18 protein-coding genes are annotated in these 18,528 nt (G+C 73.4%); 10 read left to right on the forward strand and 8 right to left on the reverse strand.

Annotated features, from left to right (window positions below):
• Positions 1-4 precede the first annotated feature (4 nt).
• Positions 5-571, reverse strand: coding sequence for a dienelactone hydrolase family protein (locus RT054_RS05935; protein WP_313022569.1), 567 nt, complete (start codon positions 569-571; stop codon positions 5-7).
• A 104-nt stretch (positions 572-675) separates the two neighbouring features.
• Positions 676-1,758 carry a non-hydrolyzing UDP-N-acetylglucosamine 2-epimerase gene (gene wecB / locus RT054_RS05940; protein WP_312719872.1) on the reverse strand — a complete coding sequence of 361 codons (1,083 nt, stop codon included), beginning with the start codon at positions 1,756-1,758 and terminating at the stop codon, positions 676-678.
• Positions 1,759-1,992: 234 nt separating this feature from the next.
• On the opposite strand from wecB, the gene RT054_RS05945 reads away from it, so the two are divergent.
• From RT054_RS05945 to RT054_RS05955, 3 genes are all read left to right on the forward strand, one after another.
• A complete protein-coding gene (locus tag RT054_RS05945; RefSeq protein ID WP_313022570.1) occupies positions 1,993-3,087 on the forward strand; it encodes a DegT/DnrJ/EryC1/StrS family aminotransferase in 1,095 nt (364 codons plus the stop codon).
• Positions 3,084-4,085: a Gfo/Idh/MocA family protein gene (locus RT054_RS05950; RefSeq protein ID WP_396837216.1), complete on the forward strand. Its 1,002-nt coding sequence runs from the start codon at positions 3,084-3,086 to the stop codon at positions 4,083-4,085. The genes RT054_RS05945 and RT054_RS05950 overlap by 4 nt, the downstream gene beginning before the upstream one ends.
• A 139-nt stretch (positions 4,086-4,224) precedes the next feature.
• Positions 4,225-5,985, forward strand: coding sequence for a SpoIID/LytB domain-containing protein (locus tag RT054_RS05955; protein ID WP_313022571.1), 1,761 nt, complete (start codon positions 4,225-4,227; stop codon positions 5,983-5,985).
• A 184-nt stretch (positions 5,986-6,169) separates the two neighbouring features.
• On the opposite strand, the gene RT054_RS05960 is transcribed toward RT054_RS05955, so the two are convergent.
• Both RT054_RS05960 and RT054_RS05965 read right to left on the reverse strand, forming a co-directional pair.
• Positions 6,170-6,823 (reverse strand): 3-oxoacid CoA-transferase subunit B, encoded by a 654-nt coding sequence (locus tag RT054_RS05960; protein WP_312719876.1) that lies wholly within the window; start codon positions 6,821-6,823, stop codon positions 6,170-6,172.
• Position 6,824: 1 nt separating this feature from the next.
• Entirely contained in the window at positions 6,825-7,682 is an 858-nt protein-coding gene (locus RT054_RS05965) for a CoA transferase subunit A (RefSeq protein WP_313022572.1), read from the reverse strand.
• A 288-nt stretch (positions 7,683-7,970) separates the two neighbouring features.
• Between RT054_RS05965 and RT054_RS05970 the strand changes: the two genes are divergently transcribed.
• Positions 7,971-9,515 carry a peptidoglycan-binding domain-containing protein gene (locus tag RT054_RS05970; RefSeq protein ID WP_313022573.1) on the forward strand — a complete coding sequence of 515 codons (1,545 nt, stop codon included), beginning with the start codon at positions 7,971-7,973 and terminating at the stop codon, positions 9,513-9,515.
• On the opposite strand, the gene RT054_RS05975 is transcribed toward RT054_RS05970, so the two are convergent.
• Positions 9,496-10,296 carry a TIGR03089 family protein gene (locus RT054_RS05975; protein WP_313022574.1) on the reverse strand — a complete coding sequence of 267 codons (801 nt, stop codon included), beginning with the start codon at positions 10,294-10,296 and terminating at the stop codon, positions 9,496-9,498. The genes RT054_RS05970 and RT054_RS05975 overlap by 20 nt on opposite strands.
• A 121-nt stretch (positions 10,297-10,417) precedes the next feature.
• Between RT054_RS05975 and RT054_RS05980 the strand changes: the two genes are divergently transcribed.
• Positions 10,418-11,377 carry a DNA-3-methyladenine glycosylase 2 family protein gene (locus RT054_RS05980; RefSeq protein ID WP_313022575.1) on the forward strand — a complete coding sequence of 320 codons (960 nt, stop codon included), beginning with the start codon at positions 10,418-10,420 and terminating at the stop codon, positions 11,375-11,377.
• A gap of 77 nt (positions 11,378-11,454) precedes the next feature.
• On the opposite strand, the gene RT054_RS05985 is transcribed toward RT054_RS05980, so the two are convergent.
• Together RT054_RS05985 and RT054_RS05990 are read right to left on the reverse strand one after the other, a co-directional pair.
• Complete coding sequence (locus tag RT054_RS05985; protein WP_313022576.1) at positions 11,455-12,747, reverse strand: hypothetical protein; 1,293 nt, start codon at positions 12,745-12,747, stop codon at positions 11,455-11,457.
• The gene (locus RT054_RS05990) at positions 12,744-13,745 is read right to left on the reverse strand and encodes a 2-phospho-L-lactate transferase CofD family protein (protein ID WP_312720949.1); all 1,002 of its coding nucleotides are present in this window, start codon (positions 13,743-13,745) and stop codon (positions 12,744-12,746) included. The genes RT054_RS05985 and RT054_RS05990 overlap by 4 nt, the downstream gene beginning before the upstream one ends.
• Positions 13,746-14,112: 367 nt before the next feature.
• Here RT054_RS05990 and RT054_RS05995 point away from each other — a divergent pair, with 367 nt between their 5' ends.
• Positions 14,113-14,379 (forward strand): WhiB family transcriptional regulator, encoded by a 267-nt coding sequence (locus tag RT054_RS05995; protein ID WP_312720951.1) that lies wholly within the window; start codon positions 14,113-14,115, stop codon positions 14,377-14,379.
• 188 nt (positions 14,380-14,567) lie between these two features.
• On the opposite strand, the gene RT054_RS06000 is transcribed toward RT054_RS05995, so the two are convergent.
• The gene (locus tag RT054_RS06000; RefSeq protein ID WP_312720952.1) at positions 14,568-15,008 is read right to left on the reverse strand and encodes a metallopeptidase family protein; all 441 of its coding nucleotides are present in this window, start codon (positions 15,006-15,008) and stop codon (positions 14,568-14,570) included.
• A 220-nt stretch (positions 15,009-15,228) separates the two neighbouring features.
• On the opposite strand from RT054_RS06000, the gene RT054_RS06005 reads away from it, so the two are divergent.
• The 4 genes from RT054_RS06005 to RT054_RS06020 are packed head-to-tail and all read left to right on the forward strand — an operon-like array spanning position 15,229 to position 18,523.
• The gene (locus RT054_RS06005) at positions 15,229-15,615 is read left to right on the forward strand and encodes a DUF3499 domain-containing protein (protein ID WP_396837223.1); all 387 of its coding nucleotides are present in this window, start codon (positions 15,229-15,231) and stop codon (positions 15,613-15,615) included.
• Between the two features lie 25 nt (positions 15,616-15,640).
• Positions 15,641-17,071, forward strand: coding sequence for a phosphomannomutase/phosphoglucomutase (locus tag RT054_RS06010; RefSeq protein WP_313022578.1), 1,431 nt, complete (start codon positions 15,641-15,643; stop codon positions 17,069-17,071).
• A gap of 58 nt (positions 17,072-17,129) precedes the next feature.
• Complete coding sequence (locus RT054_RS06015; RefSeq protein WP_312720957.1) at positions 17,130-17,348, forward strand: hypothetical protein; 219 nt, start codon at positions 17,130-17,132, stop codon at positions 17,346-17,348.
• The gene (locus RT054_RS06020) at positions 17,348-18,523 is read left to right on the forward strand and encodes an SIS domain-containing protein (RefSeq protein WP_313022581.1); all 1,176 of its coding nucleotides are present in this window, start codon (positions 17,348-17,350) and stop codon (positions 18,521-18,523) included. The genes RT054_RS06015 and RT054_RS06020 overlap by 1 nt, the downstream gene beginning before the upstream one ends.
• Positions 18,524-18,528: the final 5 nt, after the last annotated feature.

Raw genomic sequence — 18,528 nt, forward strand, 5'->3', positions numbered from 1 at the left:
CCGCTCACGCCCAGTCGAGGAAGTCGTGCACGGAGGCGACGAAGGTCTCGACGCGGGCGGGGTCGTACTCCGGCAGGTGGCGTTCGGTGAAGAGATGACCGTGGCCGGGGACGACGTGGTCCTCGAACATCGCCCCGGAGAGTTCCACGGCCGCCTTGAGGTCGGCGACGTCGTCGGGCTTCACCCAGGCGTCGTCCTCGAAGCGGTGCACCTGCACGGGGACGCCCGGCCACGGGCCCGAGACGGGGTTGGTGTTCCCGACGAGGACGAGGTGCCCCATCGTGGGCCGTTCGGCGACGAGCCGGTGCGCGAACGACGCCCCGAGGGAGAACCCGAGGAACGAGACGCGCTCGTCGAGGCCCGCGATGTCGCCACGGACCCGGTCCAGGAGAGTGGCGTAGCCGATGGCGTCGCGGTGCGCGATGCCCTGGGCCTGGGTCGTGAAGACCCGGCCGCGGTAGTAGTCGGGCACGTGGACGGGCCGACCCGTCGCCGCGAGGGCGTCGGCGACGGCCTGCACCCCGCGGGTGAGGCCGTAGGCCGAGTGGAGGATGACGAGGTCGCCGCTCATGGGCTCGACGGTAACCACGCCGGGCCTGCCCTGTCAGTGATCGCTGTCGACTCCGGAGGAGAACCAGACCTCCGCCCGAGGTGCCGCCGGCCCGGCAGGACGTCTCAGCGGGCCCGCTCCCGGAGGACCTGCGCCACCCGCTCGGCGGTGTGACCGTCGCCGTAGGGGGTGCCACGGTCGGTCTCGGGGGCCGGGCGCACCGCGACGTCGGCGAGCCGGGCGAGGTCGTCGTCGAGGATGTTCCACCCGTCGCGCAGGGTCTCCACCCACTCGGTCTCGGGGCGGATCGTCGTACACGGTGTGCCGAGCAGGTAGGCCTCCTTCTGCAGACCGCCGGAGTCGGTGACGACGCCCGCCGCCCCCATGACGGCGCGGACCATCTGCGGATAGGCGAGGGGAGAGGTGCCGAAGAGCGACCCGCCCTCGAGCGCGAGGCCGTGCTCACGCGCCTTGGCGACGAGCCGGGGGTGGGCGAGGAGGACGACGGGGGCCGGGGCCGCCCGCAGGGCCTCGAGGATCGCGCCGAGCCGCTCCCTCGTGTCGGTGTTGTCGGGCCGGTGGATCGTCGCGAGGAGGAACGGGCTCTCCAGGTCGATGTTCCCGGCGCCGGAGACGTCGAGCGCGTCGGCGAGGGGAGTGCCCTCCACCTGGTCGCGGACGAGGTGGCAGACGTCGGTCATCACGTCGCCGACCATGACGCTGCGCTCGGCGAGCCCCTCGGTGGCGAGGTGGGTCATCGCCTCGTCCGTGGGGGCGAGCAGGAGGTCGGCCGCGTGGTCGGTGAGCACCCGGTTGTGCTCCTCGGGCATCCGACGGTTGAAGCTGCGCAGGCCCGCCTCCAGGTGGGCGACCGGCAGGTGCATCTTCACCGCCGACACGGCTGCGGCCAGCGTCGAGTTCGTGTCGCCGTAGACGAGGACCCAGTCGGGGCGGTGCTTCTCCAGGACGGGGTCGAGGCCCGCGAGCATCGCGCCGGTCTGCACCCCGTGGGTGCCCGAGCCGACGCCGAGGTGGACGTCGGGGGCGGGGATGCCGAGATCGGCGAAGAACACGTCGGACATCACCGCGTCGTAGTGCTGACCGGTGTGGACGATGACGTGTTCCACCCCCGCGTCGTCGAGGGCGTGGGCCACCGGCCCGAGCTTGACGAACTGCGGGCGCGCGCCCACGACACTCAGGACCTTCATACGGGTGACCTTTCACGAGCGGAAGTGCGGCAACGGTAGGCTGACCGGCGTGACGGTCGTGCCCGACGCCGCACATTCTGCCCCGAGCCCCGCTCGGGTGCGGACGCCGGCCGGTCCGTGTCGAGAACGACGCGCCCGGCCCACGGTGCGTCGGACCGGTCGCCCGGCTGACGGAGGCCGCGCGAGGCGCGGCTCCCCACGAACAGAAGGACGCCTGGAAGGGGCTCGCTCGACATGACCGACTTCATCCCACCCGCCAAGCCGCTCATCGGTGACGAGGAGCGCGCGGCGGTCGACCGGGTGCTGCGCAGCGGGATGCTCGCGCAGGGTCCGGAGGTCAAGGCGTTCGAGGAGGAGTTCTCGGCGCACTTCGGACTCGGTCGCGAGTGCGTCGCCGTGAACTCCGGCACCTCCGGCCAGCACCTCGGCCTGCTCGCCTCGGGCGTCAAGGCCGGTGACGAGGTCATCGTCCCGTCGTTCACCTTCGCCGCCACGGCGAACTCGGTCGCCCTCACGGGCGCCACGCCGGTGTTCGCCGACATCGAGGAGGGCAGCTTCTGCCTCGACCCGGCGAGCGTCGAGGCCGCGATCACCGAGCGCACGGTCGGCATCATGCCGGTGCACCTCTACGGCCACCCGGCGAACATGCCGGCGCTGCTCGCGGTGGCGAAGAAGCACGGCCTGATGATCTTCGAGGACGCCGCGCAGGCCCACGGTGCGTCCTTGGGCGGCACCCCGGTCGGGGCCTTCGGCACGTTCGGCATGTTCAGCCTCTACCCGACGAAGAACATGACCTCCGGCGAGGGCGGCATGGTCTCCTGCGGGAGCCCCGAGGTCGCCCGGATGGTGCGGCTCTACCGCAACCAGGGCATGGAGAAGCAGTACCACAACGAGGTCGTCGGCCTGAACAACCGCATGACGGACATCCACGCCGCGATCGGCCGTGAGCAGCTCAAGAAGGTCGACGCCTGGACCCGCACCCGTCAGGAGAACGCCGCGTTCCTCTCCGAGGGCATCACCGGGGTCACCACGCCGCCGGTCGCCGAGGGTGCCGTGCACGTCTACCACCAGTACACGGTGCGGGTGCCCGAGGACCGCGACGGGTTCGCCGCGGCGCTCAAGGAGCAGTACCAGATCGGCTCGGGGATGTTCTATCCCGTGCCCAACCACGAGCTCGCGCCGTTCGCCGACAACGCTCACGCCGAGCTGCCGCAGACGCAGAAGGCGGCGAAGGAGTGCCTGTCGCTGCCGGTCCACCCGAGCGTCGACCGGGCCGGGCTCGAGCGCATCGTCGAGGCCGTCAACGCGCTCGCGAAGGCCGGTGCATGACGATGACCGACACGAACCTCAGGGCCGGTCTCATCGGTCTCGGCATGATGGGCCGCCACCACGGCCGGATCCTCGCCGGACTCGAGGGCGTCGACCTCGTGGCCGTCGCCGACGTCAGCGGCATGGATCCGCACGGCGTCGCCAAGGGTCGTCCGCTCCTGTCGAGCATCGACGAACTCATCGCCGCCGAGCTGGACTACTGCATGGTCGCCGTCCCCACGGCCTTCCACGTCGACGTCGCCCTCGCGCTCGCCGACGCCGGCGTCCACGCGATGATCGAGAAGCCGCTCGCCTACGACACCCCCGGCGCCCAGAAGATCGCCGACGCGTTCTCCGACAAGGGCCTCGTCGGCGCCGTCGGGCACATCGAGCGGTACAACCCGGCCCTGCAGCAGGCCCGCGCCCGCATCGAGAACGGCGATCTCGGCGACGTCTACCAGATCGTCACGCGCCGCCAGGGCCCGTTCCCGGCCCGCATCGCCGATGTCGGCGTCGTCAAGGACCTCGCCACCCACGACATCGACCTGACGAGCTGGGTGCGCCAGCAGCCGTTCGCCTCGGTCGCCGCCCGCACGGCGTTCCGCAGCGGCCGGGAGTTCGAGGACATGGTCAGCGTCGCCGGCAAGCTCGCCGACGGCACGATCACGAGCCACCTGGTCAACTGGCTGTCGCCGTTCAAGGAGCGCGTCACGGTCATCACCGGTGAGAAGGGCGCGTTCGTCGCCGACACCCTCACCGCCGATCTCACCTTCCACGCCAACGGCAGTGTCAAGACCGAGTGGGACGATGTGGCGAACTTCCGCGGAGTCTCCGAAGGCGACGTCGTGCGCTACGCGATCGCCAAGCGCGAGCCGTTGCTCGTGGAGCACGAGAACTTCCGCGACGCCGTCCTCGGCAAGGATGCCGACATCGTCACCCTCGCCCAGGGGCTGCAGGTCGTGCGCGTCGCCGAGGCCGTCCTCGAGTCCGCGAGCACGGGGGCGACGATCGACCTCTGAGGTCCACTCTTCTCGTGTCCGTTCCGAGACCATCGAAAGGCCCCCGACCTGCGGCGATGTCCGCAGTTCGGGGGCCTTCCTCATGGTGGGGGCGGTCTTCGGGGTCAAGTAGGGTCGCTGCCCCGCCGATGAGGGGGGCGTGACACGACACCTCATCGCGCGCCCCGCCATGTCCTCCGCCCTCGGTCTCGCCGTCCTCGTCACCGGGATCGGTTCTCTCGGGACGCCCTCCGCGACAGCCGCCCGCTCGGGTGCGGAAGCCGTGCAGGCCGTGCCCGCCGACGGCACGATCGTGTTCGACGGACGCGGCTTCGGGCACGGCCGCGGGATGAGCCAGTGGGGCGCCTACGGCGCCGCCGACGCGGGGCTCTCCTGGAAGCAGATCCTCGAGTTCTACTACCCGGGCACCACCCAGGCGACCCAGTCGAACACCGAGATGAGGGTGTGGATCTCGCGCGACAACGACGGCATCACCGAGGTGCCGCCGCAGCCCGGACTCACCGCCACGACCGGACGCACGGCGGTCAGGCTCCCCGTCGGTGCCGGGTACACCGCCTGGCGCGCGGTCGCGACCGGCGCGGGCGCGGCGCTGCAGTACCGCGACGCCCGGGGGGTGTGGCGTGCCTTCCGCACGCCCGTCGCGCCGACCATCGTCTTCTCCGCCGGCGACACCGTGCGCGTCACCATGCCGGGCGGGTCGGCGGAGGACTATGCCGGACGGGTCTTCGCGACCCGGCAGGGTAGCTCGGTGCAGACGATCGTCACCACGACGACGGAGCGCTACCTGCGCGGCGTCGTGCCGAACGAGATGCCGTCCTCCTGGCACCCGCAGGCGGTGGCGGCGCAATCGGTCGCCGCGCGCACCTACGCCGCCTCCTACCGCGCTCGACAGCGCGCCAAGGGCTCGCCGTGGGACATCTGCGACACGGTCACCTGTCAAGTCTACCGCGGCACGGCCGTCGTCCGCGGCTCCGGGCGCACGGTCCTCGACGACGCCCGAGCCGACGCGGCGATCGCGATGACGGCCGGCACCGTCCTCAAGACCCCCGGCGACAACTTCGTCCACGCGGAGTTCTCCGCCTCCAGCGGCGGCTACACCGTCGACGGCGGCGCGTTCTCCCAGGTGGCCAAGCCCGACCCGTACGACGGTCGGATGGCGAACCCGGTGCACACGTGGACCCGGACGGTCTCGGCCTCCACCCTCGAGAAGCAGTTCGGGCTGGGGACGCTCCGCACGGTGCAGGTCCTCGGCCGTGACGGCAACGGCCCCATGAACGGTCGCGTCTCCAGCATGCGACTGGTGGGCAGCGCCCGCACCGTCGACGTGAGCGGTACGCGGATGCGTCAGGTGCTCGGGCTGCGCTCGGACTGGTTCACCCCACGCCTCTCGGGCGTGACGACGCGGCCCGACGGGGCCTCGGTGGTGCCGCGTCCCCCGACCGCCGGGTCGGGAAGCTCGGTCCGCCCGGCGCCCTCCCTCGGGGCCAACGTCGTGGGCGACCGGTTCACCGACCGGCTCACCATCGAGGGCGGGCGCCTGCACGTCGCACGCGGGTCCGGCTCCGGCAGGTTCGCGACGGCGACACCCGTGAAGGGCGCCCCGGCCGGGCTGGTGCGGTTCGTCGGCGCCGGGGACGTCGACGGTGACCGTCTCGTCGACATCGCCGTCGTCGACTCCCGGAACCGCCTCCTCGTGCTGCGCGGCAACGGCCGTGGCGCCGTGATCCGCACGATCGTGCACGGCGGCGGATGGCACGCGTTCACCGCCTTCTCCGTACGGGACGTCACCGGCGACCGCCGGGCGGACATCGTCGCCACCCGCCCGGACGGGACCCGGTGGCTGTACGTCGCCGGCCCCTCGGGCAAGGTCGCGGGCACAGGGCGGTACACCGGCCGCTGAGTCGGGTCACGCGGCAGCGAGGACCGCGGTGGCCGGGCCGTGACGGCACGGCGCGCTGACGGCACGGCGCCCTGACGGCACGGCGTGGTGACCGAGGGCGCCCCGGCGCCGAACACGACGCGGCCCCCCGGTCGGTGACCGAGGGGCCGTGGCTCAGGGGGTGTCGAGGCGAGCGGGTCGTGCCTCAGCCCAGTTCGGTCGTCGTGAGGTCGACCTCGAACCCGACGCCGGTGCGCTCGCGGACCTCGTCCTCGGTGACGCCCTCGGCGAGTTCGCGGAGCACGAGGCCGTTCTCACCGACGTCGAAGACACACAGGTCGGTGATGATGCGCTGCACGACGCCCAGGCCGGTGATCGGCAGGGTGCACGACGGGAGGATCTTGGGACCGCCCTTGCGGTCGTTGTGCTCCATGAGCACGATGACCTTCTTGGCGCCGTGGACGAGGTCCATCGCCCCGCCCATGCCCTTGACCATCTTGCCGGGGATCATCCAGTTGGCGATGTCGCCGTTCTCGCTCACCTGCATGGCGCCGAGGATGGCGGCGTCGACCTTGCCGGAGCGGATCATGCCGAAGCTCATCGCGGAGTCGAAGAAGCTCGCGCCGCGGCGGACCGTGACGGTCTCCTTGCCGGCGTTGATGAGGTCGGGGTCGACGAGGTCCTCGGAGGGGTAGGCGCCGACCCCGAGGATGCCGTTCTCGCTCTGGAGGACGAGTTCGACGTCGTCACCGACGAAGTTGGGAACGAGCGTGGGGAGCCCGATGCCGAGGTTGACGTAGTCGCCGTCGGCGAGCTCCGCGGCCGCGCGGGCGGCCATCTGGTCCCTGCTCAGCGCCATGTCAGGCCCCCTTGTTCTCGGTGCTGTCGGTGGTGGTCTCGTCGCTGTCGCCCTCGAGGTCCTCGCTGCCCGCGCCGCCTTCGTTCGGCTGACGCTTGGAGACGGTGCGCTTCTCGATGCGCTTCTCGTGGACCTGCTCGGGGGTGAGCGCGACGACGCGCTGCACGAAGATGCCCGGGAGGTGGATCTCGTCGGCGTCGAGGTCGCCGGGTTCGTAGAGGTGCTCGACCTCGGCGACCGTGATCTTGCCGGCCATGGCGGCGAGCGGGTTGAAGTTGCGGGCGGACTTGTGGAACACGAGGTTGCCGTGCCGGTCGCCCTTCCAGGCGCGCACGAGCCCGTAGTCGGCGCGGATGGCCTCCTCGAGGACGAAGGTCTTGCTCTCGCCGTCGACCTCGAACTCGCGGGTGTCCTTGGCGGGCGAGGACTTGGTGACGTTGCCCTCGGCGTCGTAGCGCAGGGGGAGGCCGCCGTCGGCGACCTGGGTGCCGACGCCGGTCTGGGTGTAGAAGGCCGCGACTCCCGAGCCGCCGGCACGCATCTTCTCGGCGAGTGTGCCCTGGGGGGTCAGCTCGACCTCGAGCTCGCCGCTGAGATACTGCCGCTCGAACTCCTTGTTCTCCCCGACGTAGGACGCCTGGATGCGGCGGATGCGCTTGTCGCGCAGGAGGATGCCGAGGCCCCAGTCGTCCACTCCACAGTTGTTGGAGACGACGCTGAGGTCGCCCGCCCCCTGGTCGTGCAGGGCCTGGATGAGCGTCGCGGGGATGCCGCAGAGGCCGAAGCCTCCGACCGACAGCGTGGCCCCGTCCGGGATGTCTGCGACCGCGTCGGCCGCGCTGCTGACGACTTTGTCCATGGCCGCGACTCTACCGGCGCGGGGGGAGGTGTCGGGGGTTCTCCGACCGCCCGTGCGACGGGCGGACGGGGTGGCGCGACGGCCGACCGGGGGGCGCCGAGAGCGCGCCGGGTGGTGCGCCGAGTGGTCACCGACGGTGGGACGTGCGCAACGCGACGGATCGTCGGGCCCGGCTTTGCTCAGGGGCCCGCGTGTCGCGCCGACGAAGAGGGCACCTCGCCTGGCGTCCCCACCCTCCTCCGGCGCCACCGCACCATGCCGACAGTGCCCCGACCCCGGAGGTCGTCCATGTCCGTCCACCACACCTCGACGCGCGTCCGTCGCACCCTCGCCGCCTGCCTCACCGGCGCCGCGCTCCTCGCCTTCGCCGGCCCGGCCGCCCTGGCCGACACACCCGGTGCGCCCGGTGCGCCCGGCGCACCCGGCGAGGGTGATCACCCGGGGGACGACGGTGGCGGCGCGATGGTCCTGCGGGGTCCGTCCGCGGGGGTCCGGACCGTCACCCTCGGCGCCCGGCTCGTCGCGCCGACGCCGACGCGTGCGCTGCCCTCGGCGCTCGACGTGCGGCCCACCTACCAGCCGGGGGTCTCCTGCGACCCGATCGACCGGCCCGGTTCGGTCAGACTGGGCCGTCTGCTCGTCGACACCTACGGAACCGGCTACTTCGGCGTCTCCCGCTACTGCAACGGCACCCTGAGCGAACATCACGAGGGCCGCGCCGTCGACTGGATGCTCAACTCCTCCGACCCGATGCAGAAGGCCGTCGCCGACTCGTTCCTCGCGTGGCTCACCGCGAACTCCGGCGAACAGGCGCGGCGCCTCGGTATCCAATACGTGATCTGGAACCGCACGATGTGGCGCGCCTACGCCCCCGAGCGGGGGTTCACGCCGTACTCGGGCGCGAGTCCCCACACCGACCACATCCACCTCTCGTTGACGTGGGACGGCGCGCTGGGTCGCACCTCCTGGTGGACGGGGACCCCCGTCACCACGGCGGACGTCGGCACCTGCCGGGTGTACGCCGGCCAGCCCGCCCCGCTGTACACGTCGCGTCGCACGACGCCGTGCCCCTCGTGGGTGCCCGCTCCACCGGCCTCACCGCTGCCCGTGATCGCCATCGGGTCGGGTGACAAGGCGAACGTCGCCCGGGGGCAGAAGGCCCTCGGTCTCGTCCCCGACGGCGTCTTCGGCCGAGGAACCCAGTCGGCCGTGCTCGCCTACCAGCGCGCCCGGGGTCTGCCGGCCTCCGGCGCCTTCGACAAGGCGACGTGGAACACGCTCGTCCCGGGAGGCACGACCGGCGCACCCACCAGCGTCGTGACCCCGGCCCCGGCCGGCAGCGGCGCCAACAGCACCCCGCCGGGCACGGCCCCCGGCCGGACCACTGCCGTCCCCGCCGCGGTCGTGCGGCCCCTCGACGCCTTCAAGCGCACGACGCTACGCCCCGGCGCCCGGGGCACGCAGGTGACGGCGCTGCAGCGGGCCCTGGGGGTGCGGGCCACCGGCCGGATGGACGCCCCGACCGTCGCGGCCGTCAAGAAGGTCCAGGCGGCCTGGCGGCTGCGCCAGACCGGGGTGGTCGACCTCAGGACGTGGAACCGCGTCGAACTCACCCGCTACCCCTGGCTGGGGTACACGGGCACGACGTTGCGGCAGGGCTCGCACGGGCGGGCGGTCGTCGCGCTCCAGAAGGCGCTGCGCGTCGGCGCCGACGGCGACTTCGGTCCTGCCACGGCGCGCGCCGTGCGTGGAGTACAGACGCGGTACGGGCTCCCGACGACGGGGGTGGTCGACGCCATCACCTGGCGTGCGATCACGCACGCGGCGCGCTGACGCCTTCCGACTCCAGCACCCGGGCGAACGCGGGGGCGGACGGGTCGCCGCCCTGGTCGGCCTCCCACTCGGGGTCGGTGAGCACGATCGACCCGCCCGTGGCCCAGGTGGCGACCGCCGTGCGCAGGACCTCGGCGAGGGGGATCGAGCCCGGGACGTGGCGTCGCGTGGGCGCGTCCCGGCCCCCCGTTCCGTCACCCGCCCCCGCCCGAGCCGGGCTCGCGGCGGCGACGAGGTCGGCGTAGCTCGAGGTCGCGGCGTCGTCGACGAGCGCGGTGTCGTCGTCGGCGGCGGTGTCGAGGGGGTCCATCTCGTCGGCGTGGGTGAGCAGGATCGCCGCCTCGTCGATGACGCCGTCGGGCAGCGCGACGGGGCTCCGCCGCGCGAGGGCCGCGCGCGTGAGGGCCACGACGTGCTCGGCCCCTCGGGTGGCCGGGTCGCCCGGGCTCCAGGTGCCGCCGTGCAGCAGGTCACCGAGCCGGTGCCCGTCGAGGACGAGCACGTCGACCCCGGCGTCGTCGTCGAGGACGACGGTGCCCCCGAGGTTCCACGTCGCGAGGGCCCAGACGATCAGTCGCCAGTGCGGGGTGCCGACGAGGCCGACCCGGGTGCCGACCTCGGCGTCGAGCTCCTGCTGCAACAGATCCGCGGCCTTGGCGGCCCACGTCGCGAGGACCCGTCCGGAGAGCTCGATGCGTTCCCCCGGCGCGTACCAGATCAGCCGCGGCCGGGCGGACTCACCGCTGCGCAGGAGTCGGACGAGGTCGTCGGGGCGCGTCATGGGTGCATTGGTACGCCAGGGACCGGGCTCCGGGCAAACGCCGCCGACGGCCGGGGCTCCCGCCGACGGCGGCGGATCCTCGCGGAAGGGTTGTCGGGGGCGTCTCCTACCGTGGGCGGCGATGAACGAGACCACGCCTGCGCGCCCCCGGGACGGCCGGGGTTCCCCGGTCGTCCGCACCTGGGCGCCGGGTCGAGCCGTCGACGTCCGGGCCACGCTCGGGACGCTCCGTCGTGGCGCGGGCGACCCGACGTGGCGCCGTCTGCCCGACGGGTTCGCCACGGCCTGGCGCACACCCGAGGGAGAGGTCGCCGTGCGGTTCGCCGAACGGCCCACCCAGGGTGCGGTCGTCGTCGAGGCCTGGGGTCCGGGCGCGGAGTGGGTGTGCGACGGTGTGCCCCGCATCCTCGGCGAGGACGACGACGTCTCGACGTTCGTGCCGCATCACGCCCTGGTCGCCGAGGCCTTCCGGCGGTTCCCGGGGTGGCGGGTGCCGAACACGGGGCTCGTCCTCGACTCGCTCGTCCCCGCGATCCTCGAGCAACTCGTCACCGGCGCCGAGGCGTTCGCCGGGTACCGCTACCTCGTGCGGCGCCACGGAGAGGCCGCGCCGGGGCCGTTCGACCTCCGCCTGGCCCCCACCCCGCAGCGATGGCGACTCGTGCCGTCGTGGGAGTGGGCCAAGGCGGGGGTCGACGCCTCCCGTGCCGAGACGGTGCTCCGCGCGGTCGGGTACGCCGGTCGCCTCGAGGAGTGCGCCCACCTGCCGCTGCCGGACGCCCACGCACGGCTGCGCGCGATCCGTGGCATCGGGGCGTGGACCTCGGCCGAGGTGGCGCAGCGAGCCCTCGGCGACGCCGACGCCGTGAGCTTCGGCGACTACCACGTGGCCAAGGACATCGGGTGGGCCCTCACCGGCAGCCCGATCGACGACGACGCCCTCGCCGAACTCCTCGAGCCGTACGCCGGTCACCGCTTCCGCGTGCAGCGGCTGCTCGGGCTCGGCGGTCACCACCGGCCGCGACGTGGGCCGCGGATGTCGATCCGAGCGCACACCCCCTCGGTGGCGCGACGCCGCTGAGACCCGGAAGGCGTGTGCGCCGAGACCCGGGAGGGGTGTGACCGCGTGGGCTCGGCGTGGTCTGCGGGTGCTCGGGTTCAGCGCGGCATCCACTCGTCGCCGAGGAACGCGACGAGGCAGGTGCACGTGGGGGAGGAGCCGCGCACGGTGACGTCGTGCCGGATCGGCGTCGCGGGCACGCCCTCGGCGGCGAGGGCGAGCACGAGGCGTCCGACCGCGACACCGAGCGTGAGGTCGTCCGCGGCCTCGACCAACACCCCGAGTTGCGTCACCGTCGTCACGACCGGGGCGAGATCGACGCGCGCCCGCACATGCCGGCGTACCGGGTGCCACGGGTCGACCTCCGGCAGCGGGAGGGCGGCGAGGCGGCAGGCGCGCTCGATCCTCTCCTCGACGGGGTCCGTGCCGTCCTGGCCGTCCCTGTCGTCCCGGCCGTCCTTGTCGTCCTGTCCGTCCGGTTCCTCCCGTCCGTGGTGGTCGTGCGGATCGTGAGCCAGGTGGCGTGCGGGACGGCGTCCGATCCCCGCCCCGGCGCCGGGCAGGCCGACCTCGAGCGCGTCGGGAGTCCCCGGCCGCAGCCCGAACACCGAACGCACCGCCTCGTACCGTCCGTCGAGGGGGGCATACGCGGCTCGCGACGGGGGTTCCGCCGTGCGGTCGGCCGCGCCGGTGCCCTCTGCACGCGTGCCTCCCTCGGAGGTCGGCTCGACGGCCGCCGGCAGGAGGACGAGAGCGGCGTCGTCGTCGACGAGGTCCACCGCGAGCGCCAGGGCGTGCTCATCGACGGACGGTGTCGATGCCGGGAGGGCGGCCGCGAGGAGGACGCTCGGCCGGACGGCGCGCGACACGAGCACGACGCCGACACCGACCTCGTCCCGCAGCCGTGTCGCGGCGTCGTGAGGATCGGCCGGCGGGAAGGCGAGAACGGGGCTCGTCGCCGGGCCGGCGGGCGCCGCCCAGGAGCGGGCACCGGCGTCCGGGAGTTCGACCGTGCGCACTCCGCCGTGGGGCCGCGCCACGCTCAGGCGGACCAGACGACGGAGTCCGGAGTCCTCGAACCGTTCGGCGAGCACCTCCTCACCGCGGGTGAGCACCTCGACCACGCGACGTTCGACCGGGACCCTGGGCCCGAGCGCGGCGGCCTCGACGACGGCGATCGTCGTGCCGGTGCGCTCGGGCATCTCGTCGATCGCCGTCCGGAGGGCAGCGACGACGGTCTCGAACGTGTCGACGGATGTGGAGGTCTCGACGGACTCGGAGGTGTCGACGGTGGCAGGGCCCGCGGGGATCGGGATGGCCACGGGGAGCACGCGCACCGACCCCGGTGCCCGGCGCGGCGTCTCGCCCGTCGCGCCGGCCGCGGCGGTCACCGAGCGGATCCGCTCGCCGTCAGCGCGGCACTCGCGAGCGCGGCGAGATCCGTCGGCGCCGGGCGGACCTCGACCTCGCGCAGTCGCGCCCGCACACCGTCGACGTCGGCCTCCGGGACCAGGTAGGCGTCGAGGACGTCGGCGAACAACGACCCGACGTCGCTCGAGGTGTGCCGGAGGTCGAGGGTCCGCAGGGTCGCCTCCTCGTCGCCGCGTGTGGGCAGGAGCAGGGGGCTCACCCCCACGACCCGCGCCGACGTACCCCGCAGGGCGTCGCGGACCCCGGGCAGTCCGAGCACCACGCCGAGCCCGGTCACCGGGTTCGTGAGTGGCAGGACGACCGTGGTCGCGCCCCGGATCGCGTCGAGGACCCCGGGCGCGGGGGTGGCCTCGGTGAGACCGGCCGCCCCCACCTGGACGGGCGAGGCCGCCTCTCGGTCGCCCTCGGCGCCGCCCTGCCCCGGGCCGCTCGTCTCCCGGGAGGCCCATTCGAGGGCGTGGAGCGCCACCCGCTCCTCCCCGTGCTCGACGACGACATGGGACTCGACCGGTCGGTCGCTCGTCGGCACCAGGCGCACGCCGTGCCGCGGCGGGGTGAGGCGCAGGCCGATCTCGCTCGGGGTCACGCCCGCGGCGAGCCACCTACTGCGGGCCACGGCACGGGCGATGTCGAGGTCGTCGGGTGCGAACCACGCCGGCAGCGCGCCCCACCCGGTGAGGGCGGCGGCGACACCGTGGCTCGAGGCCGCATCCGTGCTCTCGGCGTTCGGGTCGGTGAGTGCGGGGATGCGGGCGAGCGCGTCGAGGTCCGGGCAGAACCGGAGCCCGCAGAGCGTGATGTCCTCGGCGGTGCCCGCGAGGATCGTCAGCGCGTCGCCGTGGGCGCCCTCGGGTGCGTCGACACCGTCGGTGGGCCGGCCGAGGTCGGTCGAGAGCAGCGAGGCGAGCGAGGCGGCGAGGGCGCGGCCCCCGGGGCCGCAGGCGAGAACGACGTCCATGCCGGTCAGTCTGGCACCCGACTCCGGAGGTCTCGTGCCCGCCGTGTGGGTCACGGATCGGCACCCGGGTGAGGGCCCCGTGAAACCGACGAATCAGGCGCCGGGAAAGGCTGTGCCGGAACGCTTTCCGGTCGTCCGACCAGGTCATTCGTTCAAGTCGGGGGACCTTACAGATTAAGTAACGTCGGCTTGACTTCACCGGATGACACGCGTGTAATTCAGCGTGTCGTCGTCCTGCGGCGAGGCTCCGATCAGGTAGTGCGCCTGATCGTCTCCCCTCGCCGTCGCACCCTGGGGGAGGGGCTGGGCGCTGGCGGTCGCCGGCCGGCGGCGCGGCCTAACAGGAGACCAGGAAGCAGGAGGGGCCATGAACGAGCTAGTGCTGATCGCGGGTTCGGGCGATGTCGAGGAGACCGCACTCTCCTGGCAGGATCGCGCGCTCTGCGCCCAGACCGACCCGGAGGCGTTCTTCCCCGAGAAGGGTGGCTCCACCCGCGAGGCCAAGCGCGTCTGCACCGGCTGCGACGTGCGCTCCGAGTGCCTCGAGTACGCGCTCGAGCACGACGAGCGGTTCGGCATCTGGGGCGGCCTCTCCGAACGCGAGCGTCGCAAGCTGCGACGCCGGGCCGTCTGAGATCACGGCACGGGCCCGGCAGCGGGCCCTCCATGCGGAAGCGCGACGGCGCGGAGACCACCATGAGGTCTCCGCGCCGTCGCTCGTCTCGGGCCGGTCGTGAGCGCTCCGGCACCCCCGTCCTCCCCGGGCCGCCCCTCAGGTCGGCCCCGTGACGAGGTCTGCCGCTCCCGTGACGAGGTCTCCCGCTACGGGTCGACGTCGCCCTGATACCCCGGGTCGAGGGTGGTGGGCTCGACGCCGAGGGCGCCGGCGATCTGTTCGACGACGATGTCGTTGATCATCACCGCGAGGTCGCGCGGATCCTCCACGCGGGTCTCGATCGGTCGGCGGAAGAGCACGATGCGCGCCGGGATCCCCCGCTCCGCGGCGAAGAGCCGACTGAGCGGGACGCGTTCGGGCTCGAACGGCGTCGGGTCCGAGGGCGGCACGAGCTCGACGGCGAACTCGATGTCGCCGATCCCCTGACCGACCCGCCGCTCGACCCGTTCCACGGCGTCGAGCACGAGATCGTCGAAGGTCTCCGAGCGCGAGGTCATCGACGGCACCGGCGGCCAGACCAACGGTCCGCGGACGCCGCGGCCGTGCCGGTCGCGGCGGCGCAGAGCAGGGGGTCGGCGGCGGGCCATGGGCGCCACTGTACGACGAGGCGAGGCTGACGCCGAGTCGCCGCCGGGCGGTCGTCACGTCACCCGTCCTCGGTCGCCGCGTCGCCGTGGGGTGGCTGCGGGGTGCGGTGGGGTCGCGTCCGTCTCGTCGGACGCGGGCGGCGAGGGGAAGGCCCCCATCTCGGCGTGGCAGCTCGGCCCGGGGACGAGGTCGGGCGTTACCCTCTCACTCGTGAGTCTCATGCGACGGTGTTCCCGAACGGCCTGCGGGCGATCCGCCGTGGCGACCCTCACCTACGTGTACGCCGAGCAGACGGCCGTGCTCGGTCCCCTCGCCACGTTCGCCGAGCCGCACACCTACGACCTGTGCACGGTGCACGCCGAGCGTCTCACCGCGCCGCAGGGATGGGAGCTGGTCCGCCTGGCGACGCACTTCGAGGAGTCCCAACCCGGCGACGATCTCCTCGCCGTGGCCGAGGCCGTACGCGAGCGCCCCGGTGTCACCCCGCCGTTGCCCGGTCTGGACGGGTACGAGGTGTCCCACACCGACATGGCGGCGGACGGCACCGAGGGTGGTTCCCGCGTCTCCCACCTCCGCATCCTGCGCGACGGCCGTCACCAGGGCTGAGACCGCACCCACTAGGCTGACCCGCGTGATCGACCCACCGCTGTCCGAGTTCATCAAGGCCTACGACGTGCGCGGCCTCGTGCCGCAGCAGCTCAACGTCCCCGTGGCCCGCGCGATCGGCGCGGCGTTCGCGCGCGTCGTCGCCCTCCCCGAGGGAGCGACGCGGATCGTCGTGGGCCACGACATGCGTCCGTCGTCGCCGGAGCTCTCGGAGGCGTTCGCCCGGGGCGCGGCCGCCAACGGGCTCGACGTCACGCTCATCGGGCTGTGCTCGACCGACGGGCTCTACTACGCGAGCGGGACGCTGGACTGCCCGGGGGCGATGTTCACGGCCAGCCACAACCCCGCGGAGTACAACGGCATCAAGATGTGCCGGGCGGGGGCGCGTCCGGTGGGGCAGGACTCGGGGCTGGGGGCGATCACGTCGGTGGCGCAGGCCATCGTCGACGGCGCCGAGCCGGAGGTGCCGCAGGCCGACCACGGGTCCCACGGCGTGACGCCCGGGTCGATGGTCGAACAGGATCTGCTCGCCGACTACGGCACCTTCCTCCGCGGTCTCGTCGACCTGACGGATTCGCGCCGGCTCACCGTCGTCGTCGACGCGGGCAACGGGATGGGGGGACACACCGTGCCGAGCGTCCTCGCGGGCCTCCCGCTGGACATCGTGCCCTTGTACTTCGAGCTCGACGGCACGTTCCCCAACCACGAGGCCAACCCCCTCGAGCCGGAGAACCTGCGCGACCTCCAGAAGGCCGTCGTCGAGCACGGCGCCGACATCGGCCTCGCCTTCGACGGCGACGCCGACCGCTGCTTCGTCGTCGACGAGCGCGGGGAGCCGGTGAGCCCCTCGGCGATCACGGCCCTGGTCGCCACCCGCGAGATCGCGAAGGAGGTCGCGACCGGTACTCCCGCCGGGGACGTCGCGATCGTCCACAACGTCATCAGCAGCCGGGCGGTGCCCGAGATCGTCACCGAGCACGGCGCCCGCCCGGTGCGCACACGCGTCGGCCACTCGTTCATCAAGGCCGAGATGGCCCGCGCCGACGCCGTGTTCGGGGGCGAGCACTCGGCGCACTACTACTTCCGCGACTTCTGGTTCGCCGACACCGGCATGCTCGCCGCGATGCACGTCCTCGCCGCGCTGGGCGAGCAGCAGCGCCCGCTCTCGGCGCTCGTCGCCGAGTTCGACCGCTACCCCGCCTCCGGCGAGATCAACTCGCGCGTCGAGGACGCCGCCGCCGCCGTCGACCGCGTGCTCGCCTGGGCCCCCGACGACGCGAGCACCGACCACCTGGACGGCCTCACCCTCGGCTCGGTGAGCGGGCCGATGTGGTGGCTCAACCTGCGCAGGAGCAACACCGAGCCGTTGCTGCGACTCAACGTCGAGGCCCAGGACACCGAGACGATGGAGCGGGTGCGCGACGAGGTCCTCGCGCTCATCCGCCAGGACTCCTGACCGACGCACCCTCGTCCCACCCGCACGCCCACGCCCGACCCACCTCGAGGAGAACCCCATGACCGCCCCCGCCGGCCCCGCCCGCATCGCCCCCTGGCTGCGCGAGATCCTCCGCTGCCCCGTCACCGGTTCGACGCTCGAGGACGGCGTGGGTCCCGACGGCACGCCCGAGCTCCAGGCCACCGAGGCCGACGCCTCCGGCAAGCGCCGCGCCTACCGCATCGAGGGGACGATCCCCGTGCTCCTCGCCGACGAGGCCCGCCTCATCGAGTCCTGATGGCCTTCCTCGACGAGGCGCTGCTCGACGACCCCGCCCACCTCGCCTCCTGCGACAGCCGGGAGACGGTGCGGGCCCTCGCCACCGCCGGTGCACAGGTGCGCGAGGCGATCTCGCTCTTCGAGGACGCCGCCGTCCATCGCCTCACCCGCGGTGACCGCCCGAGGGCGGTCGTCGTCGCCTCGCTCGGCGGGTCCGCCGTCGTCGCCGACGTGCTCGGCATGCTCGCCGAGCCGGGATCGCCCGTGCCGGTGACGGTGCGCCGCAACGTGCCGCTCCCGGGATGGGTCGGGCCGCTCGACCTCGTCGTCGCCGTGTCCCTCTCCGGCAGGGCACGGGGTCCGCTCGCGGTGGCCGCCGAGGCCGCCCGCCGCGGCGCCTCGCTGCTCACGGTGGGCGCGGCCGACTCGCCACTCGCCGCGATCTCGGCCCGCGCGCGTGGCGTACACGTCGACGTCGGCCGCGGACGCACCTCCTCGCGCACGTCGCTGTGGTCGCTGCTCACGCCGGTGCTGCTCGGGGCGAACGCCCTCGACCTCATCGACGTGCCCCCGTCGGCGCTGCGTCAGGCGGCGGACCGTCTCGACGAGGAGGCCGAGGCCTGCCGCCCGTCGTCGGAGTCGTTCGTCAACCCGGCGAAGCTCCTCGCGCTCGGACTCGCGGACACCGTCCCCGTCGTCCTCGGTGACGGACCGCTGAGCGGCGTGGCCGCGGCGCGTGCCGCCGCGATGCTCGCGCGCACGGCGCGCGTCCCGGCCACCCACGGCGAGTTGCCCGACGCCGCCTCCCAGATCGTGGCGACCTTCGACGGCCCCTTCACGGCAGGCGGCGGTCAAGGCGTCGACGCCCGGGGGACGGCCGACATCTTCGCGGACCCGTTCCTCGACGGGCCGTCGATGCCGCGTCTGTCGCTGCTCATGCTCCGCGACGCTCCGGTCGACCCGACGAGCCCGGAGGAGGCCGACCTGTTCGCCCTCACCGACGCCGTGCTCGCGACGGCCGACGACGCCGGGGTACGCGTGCACACGGTCGTCGCCGAACCCGGCCCACCGATCGCGCGTCTCGCCGGCCAGATGGCCCGGGTCGACTTCGCCGCCACCTACCTCGCGATCGGGTCTGGCCTCGACCCGGCCCACTCGCGTCACCTGCACCAGCTGCGCGATCAGATCCGCTGACCCGC

This window comes from Mobilicoccus sp. (genome assembly GCF_032060985.1).
Classification (GTDB): Bacteria; Actinomycetota; Actinomycetes; order Actinomycetales; family Dermatophilaceae; genus Mobilicoccus.

Excerpts from the sequence above, each read along its gene's own strand:
- RT054_RS05960 (WP_312719876.1), bottom strand. The coding sequence starts at position 6,823 with ATGGCGCTGAGCAGGGACCAGATGGCCGCCCGCGCGGCCGCGGAGCTC.
- RT054_RS06005 (WP_396837223.1), top strand. The coding sequence starts at position 15,229 with ATGCGACGGTGTTCCCGAACGGCCTGCGGGCGATCCGCCGTGGCGACC.
- wecB (WP_312719872.1), bottom strand. The coding sequence starts at position 1,758 with ATGAAGGTCCTGAGTGTCGTGGGCGCGCGCCCGCAGTTCGTCAAGCTC.
- RT054_RS05965 (WP_313022572.1), bottom strand. The coding sequence starts at position 7,682 with ATGGACAAAGTCGTCAGCAGCGCGGCCGACGCGGTCGCAGACATCCCG.
- RT054_RS06000 (WP_312720952.1), bottom strand. The coding sequence starts at position 15,008 with ATGGCCCGCCGCCGACCCCCTGCTCTGCGCCGCCGCGACCGGCACGGC.
- RT054_RS05950 (WP_396837216.1), top strand. The coding sequence starts at position 3,084 with ATGACGATGACCGACACGAACCTCAGGGCCGGTCTCATCGGTCTCGGC.
- RT054_RS06020 (WP_313022581.1), top strand. The coding sequence starts at position 17,348 with ATGGCCTTCCTCGACGAGGCGCTGCTCGACGACCCCGCCCACCTCGCC.
- RT054_RS05970 (WP_313022573.1), top strand. The coding sequence starts at position 7,971 with ATGTCCGTCCACCACACCTCGACGCGCGTCCGTCGCACCCTCGCCGCC.
- RT054_RS05945 (WP_313022570.1), top strand. The coding sequence starts at position 1,993 with ATGACCGACTTCATCCCACCCGCCAAGCCGCTCATCGGTGACGAGGAG.
- RT054_RS05975 (WP_313022574.1), bottom strand. The coding sequence starts at position 10,296 with ATGACGCGCCCCGACGACCTCGTCCGACTCCTGCGCAGCGGTGAGTCC.
- RT054_RS06015 (WP_312720957.1), top strand. The coding sequence starts at position 17,130 with ATGACCGCCCCCGCCGGCCCCGCCCGCATCGCCCCCTGGCTGCGCGAG.
- RT054_RS05995 (WP_312720951.1), top strand. The coding sequence starts at position 14,113 with ATGAACGAGCTAGTGCTGATCGCGGGTTCGGGCGATGTCGAGGAGACC.
- RT054_RS05935 (WP_313022569.1), bottom strand. The coding sequence starts at position 571 with ATGAGCGGCGACCTCGTCATCCTCCACTCGGCCTACGGCCTCACCCGC.
- RT054_RS05980 (WP_313022575.1), top strand. The coding sequence starts at position 10,418 with ATGAACGAGACCACGCCTGCGCGCCCCCGGGACGGCCGGGGTTCCCCG.
- RT054_RS05990 (WP_312720949.1), bottom strand. The coding sequence starts at position 13,745 with ATGGACGTCGTTCTCGCCTGCGGCCCCGGGGGCCGCGCCCTCGCCGCC.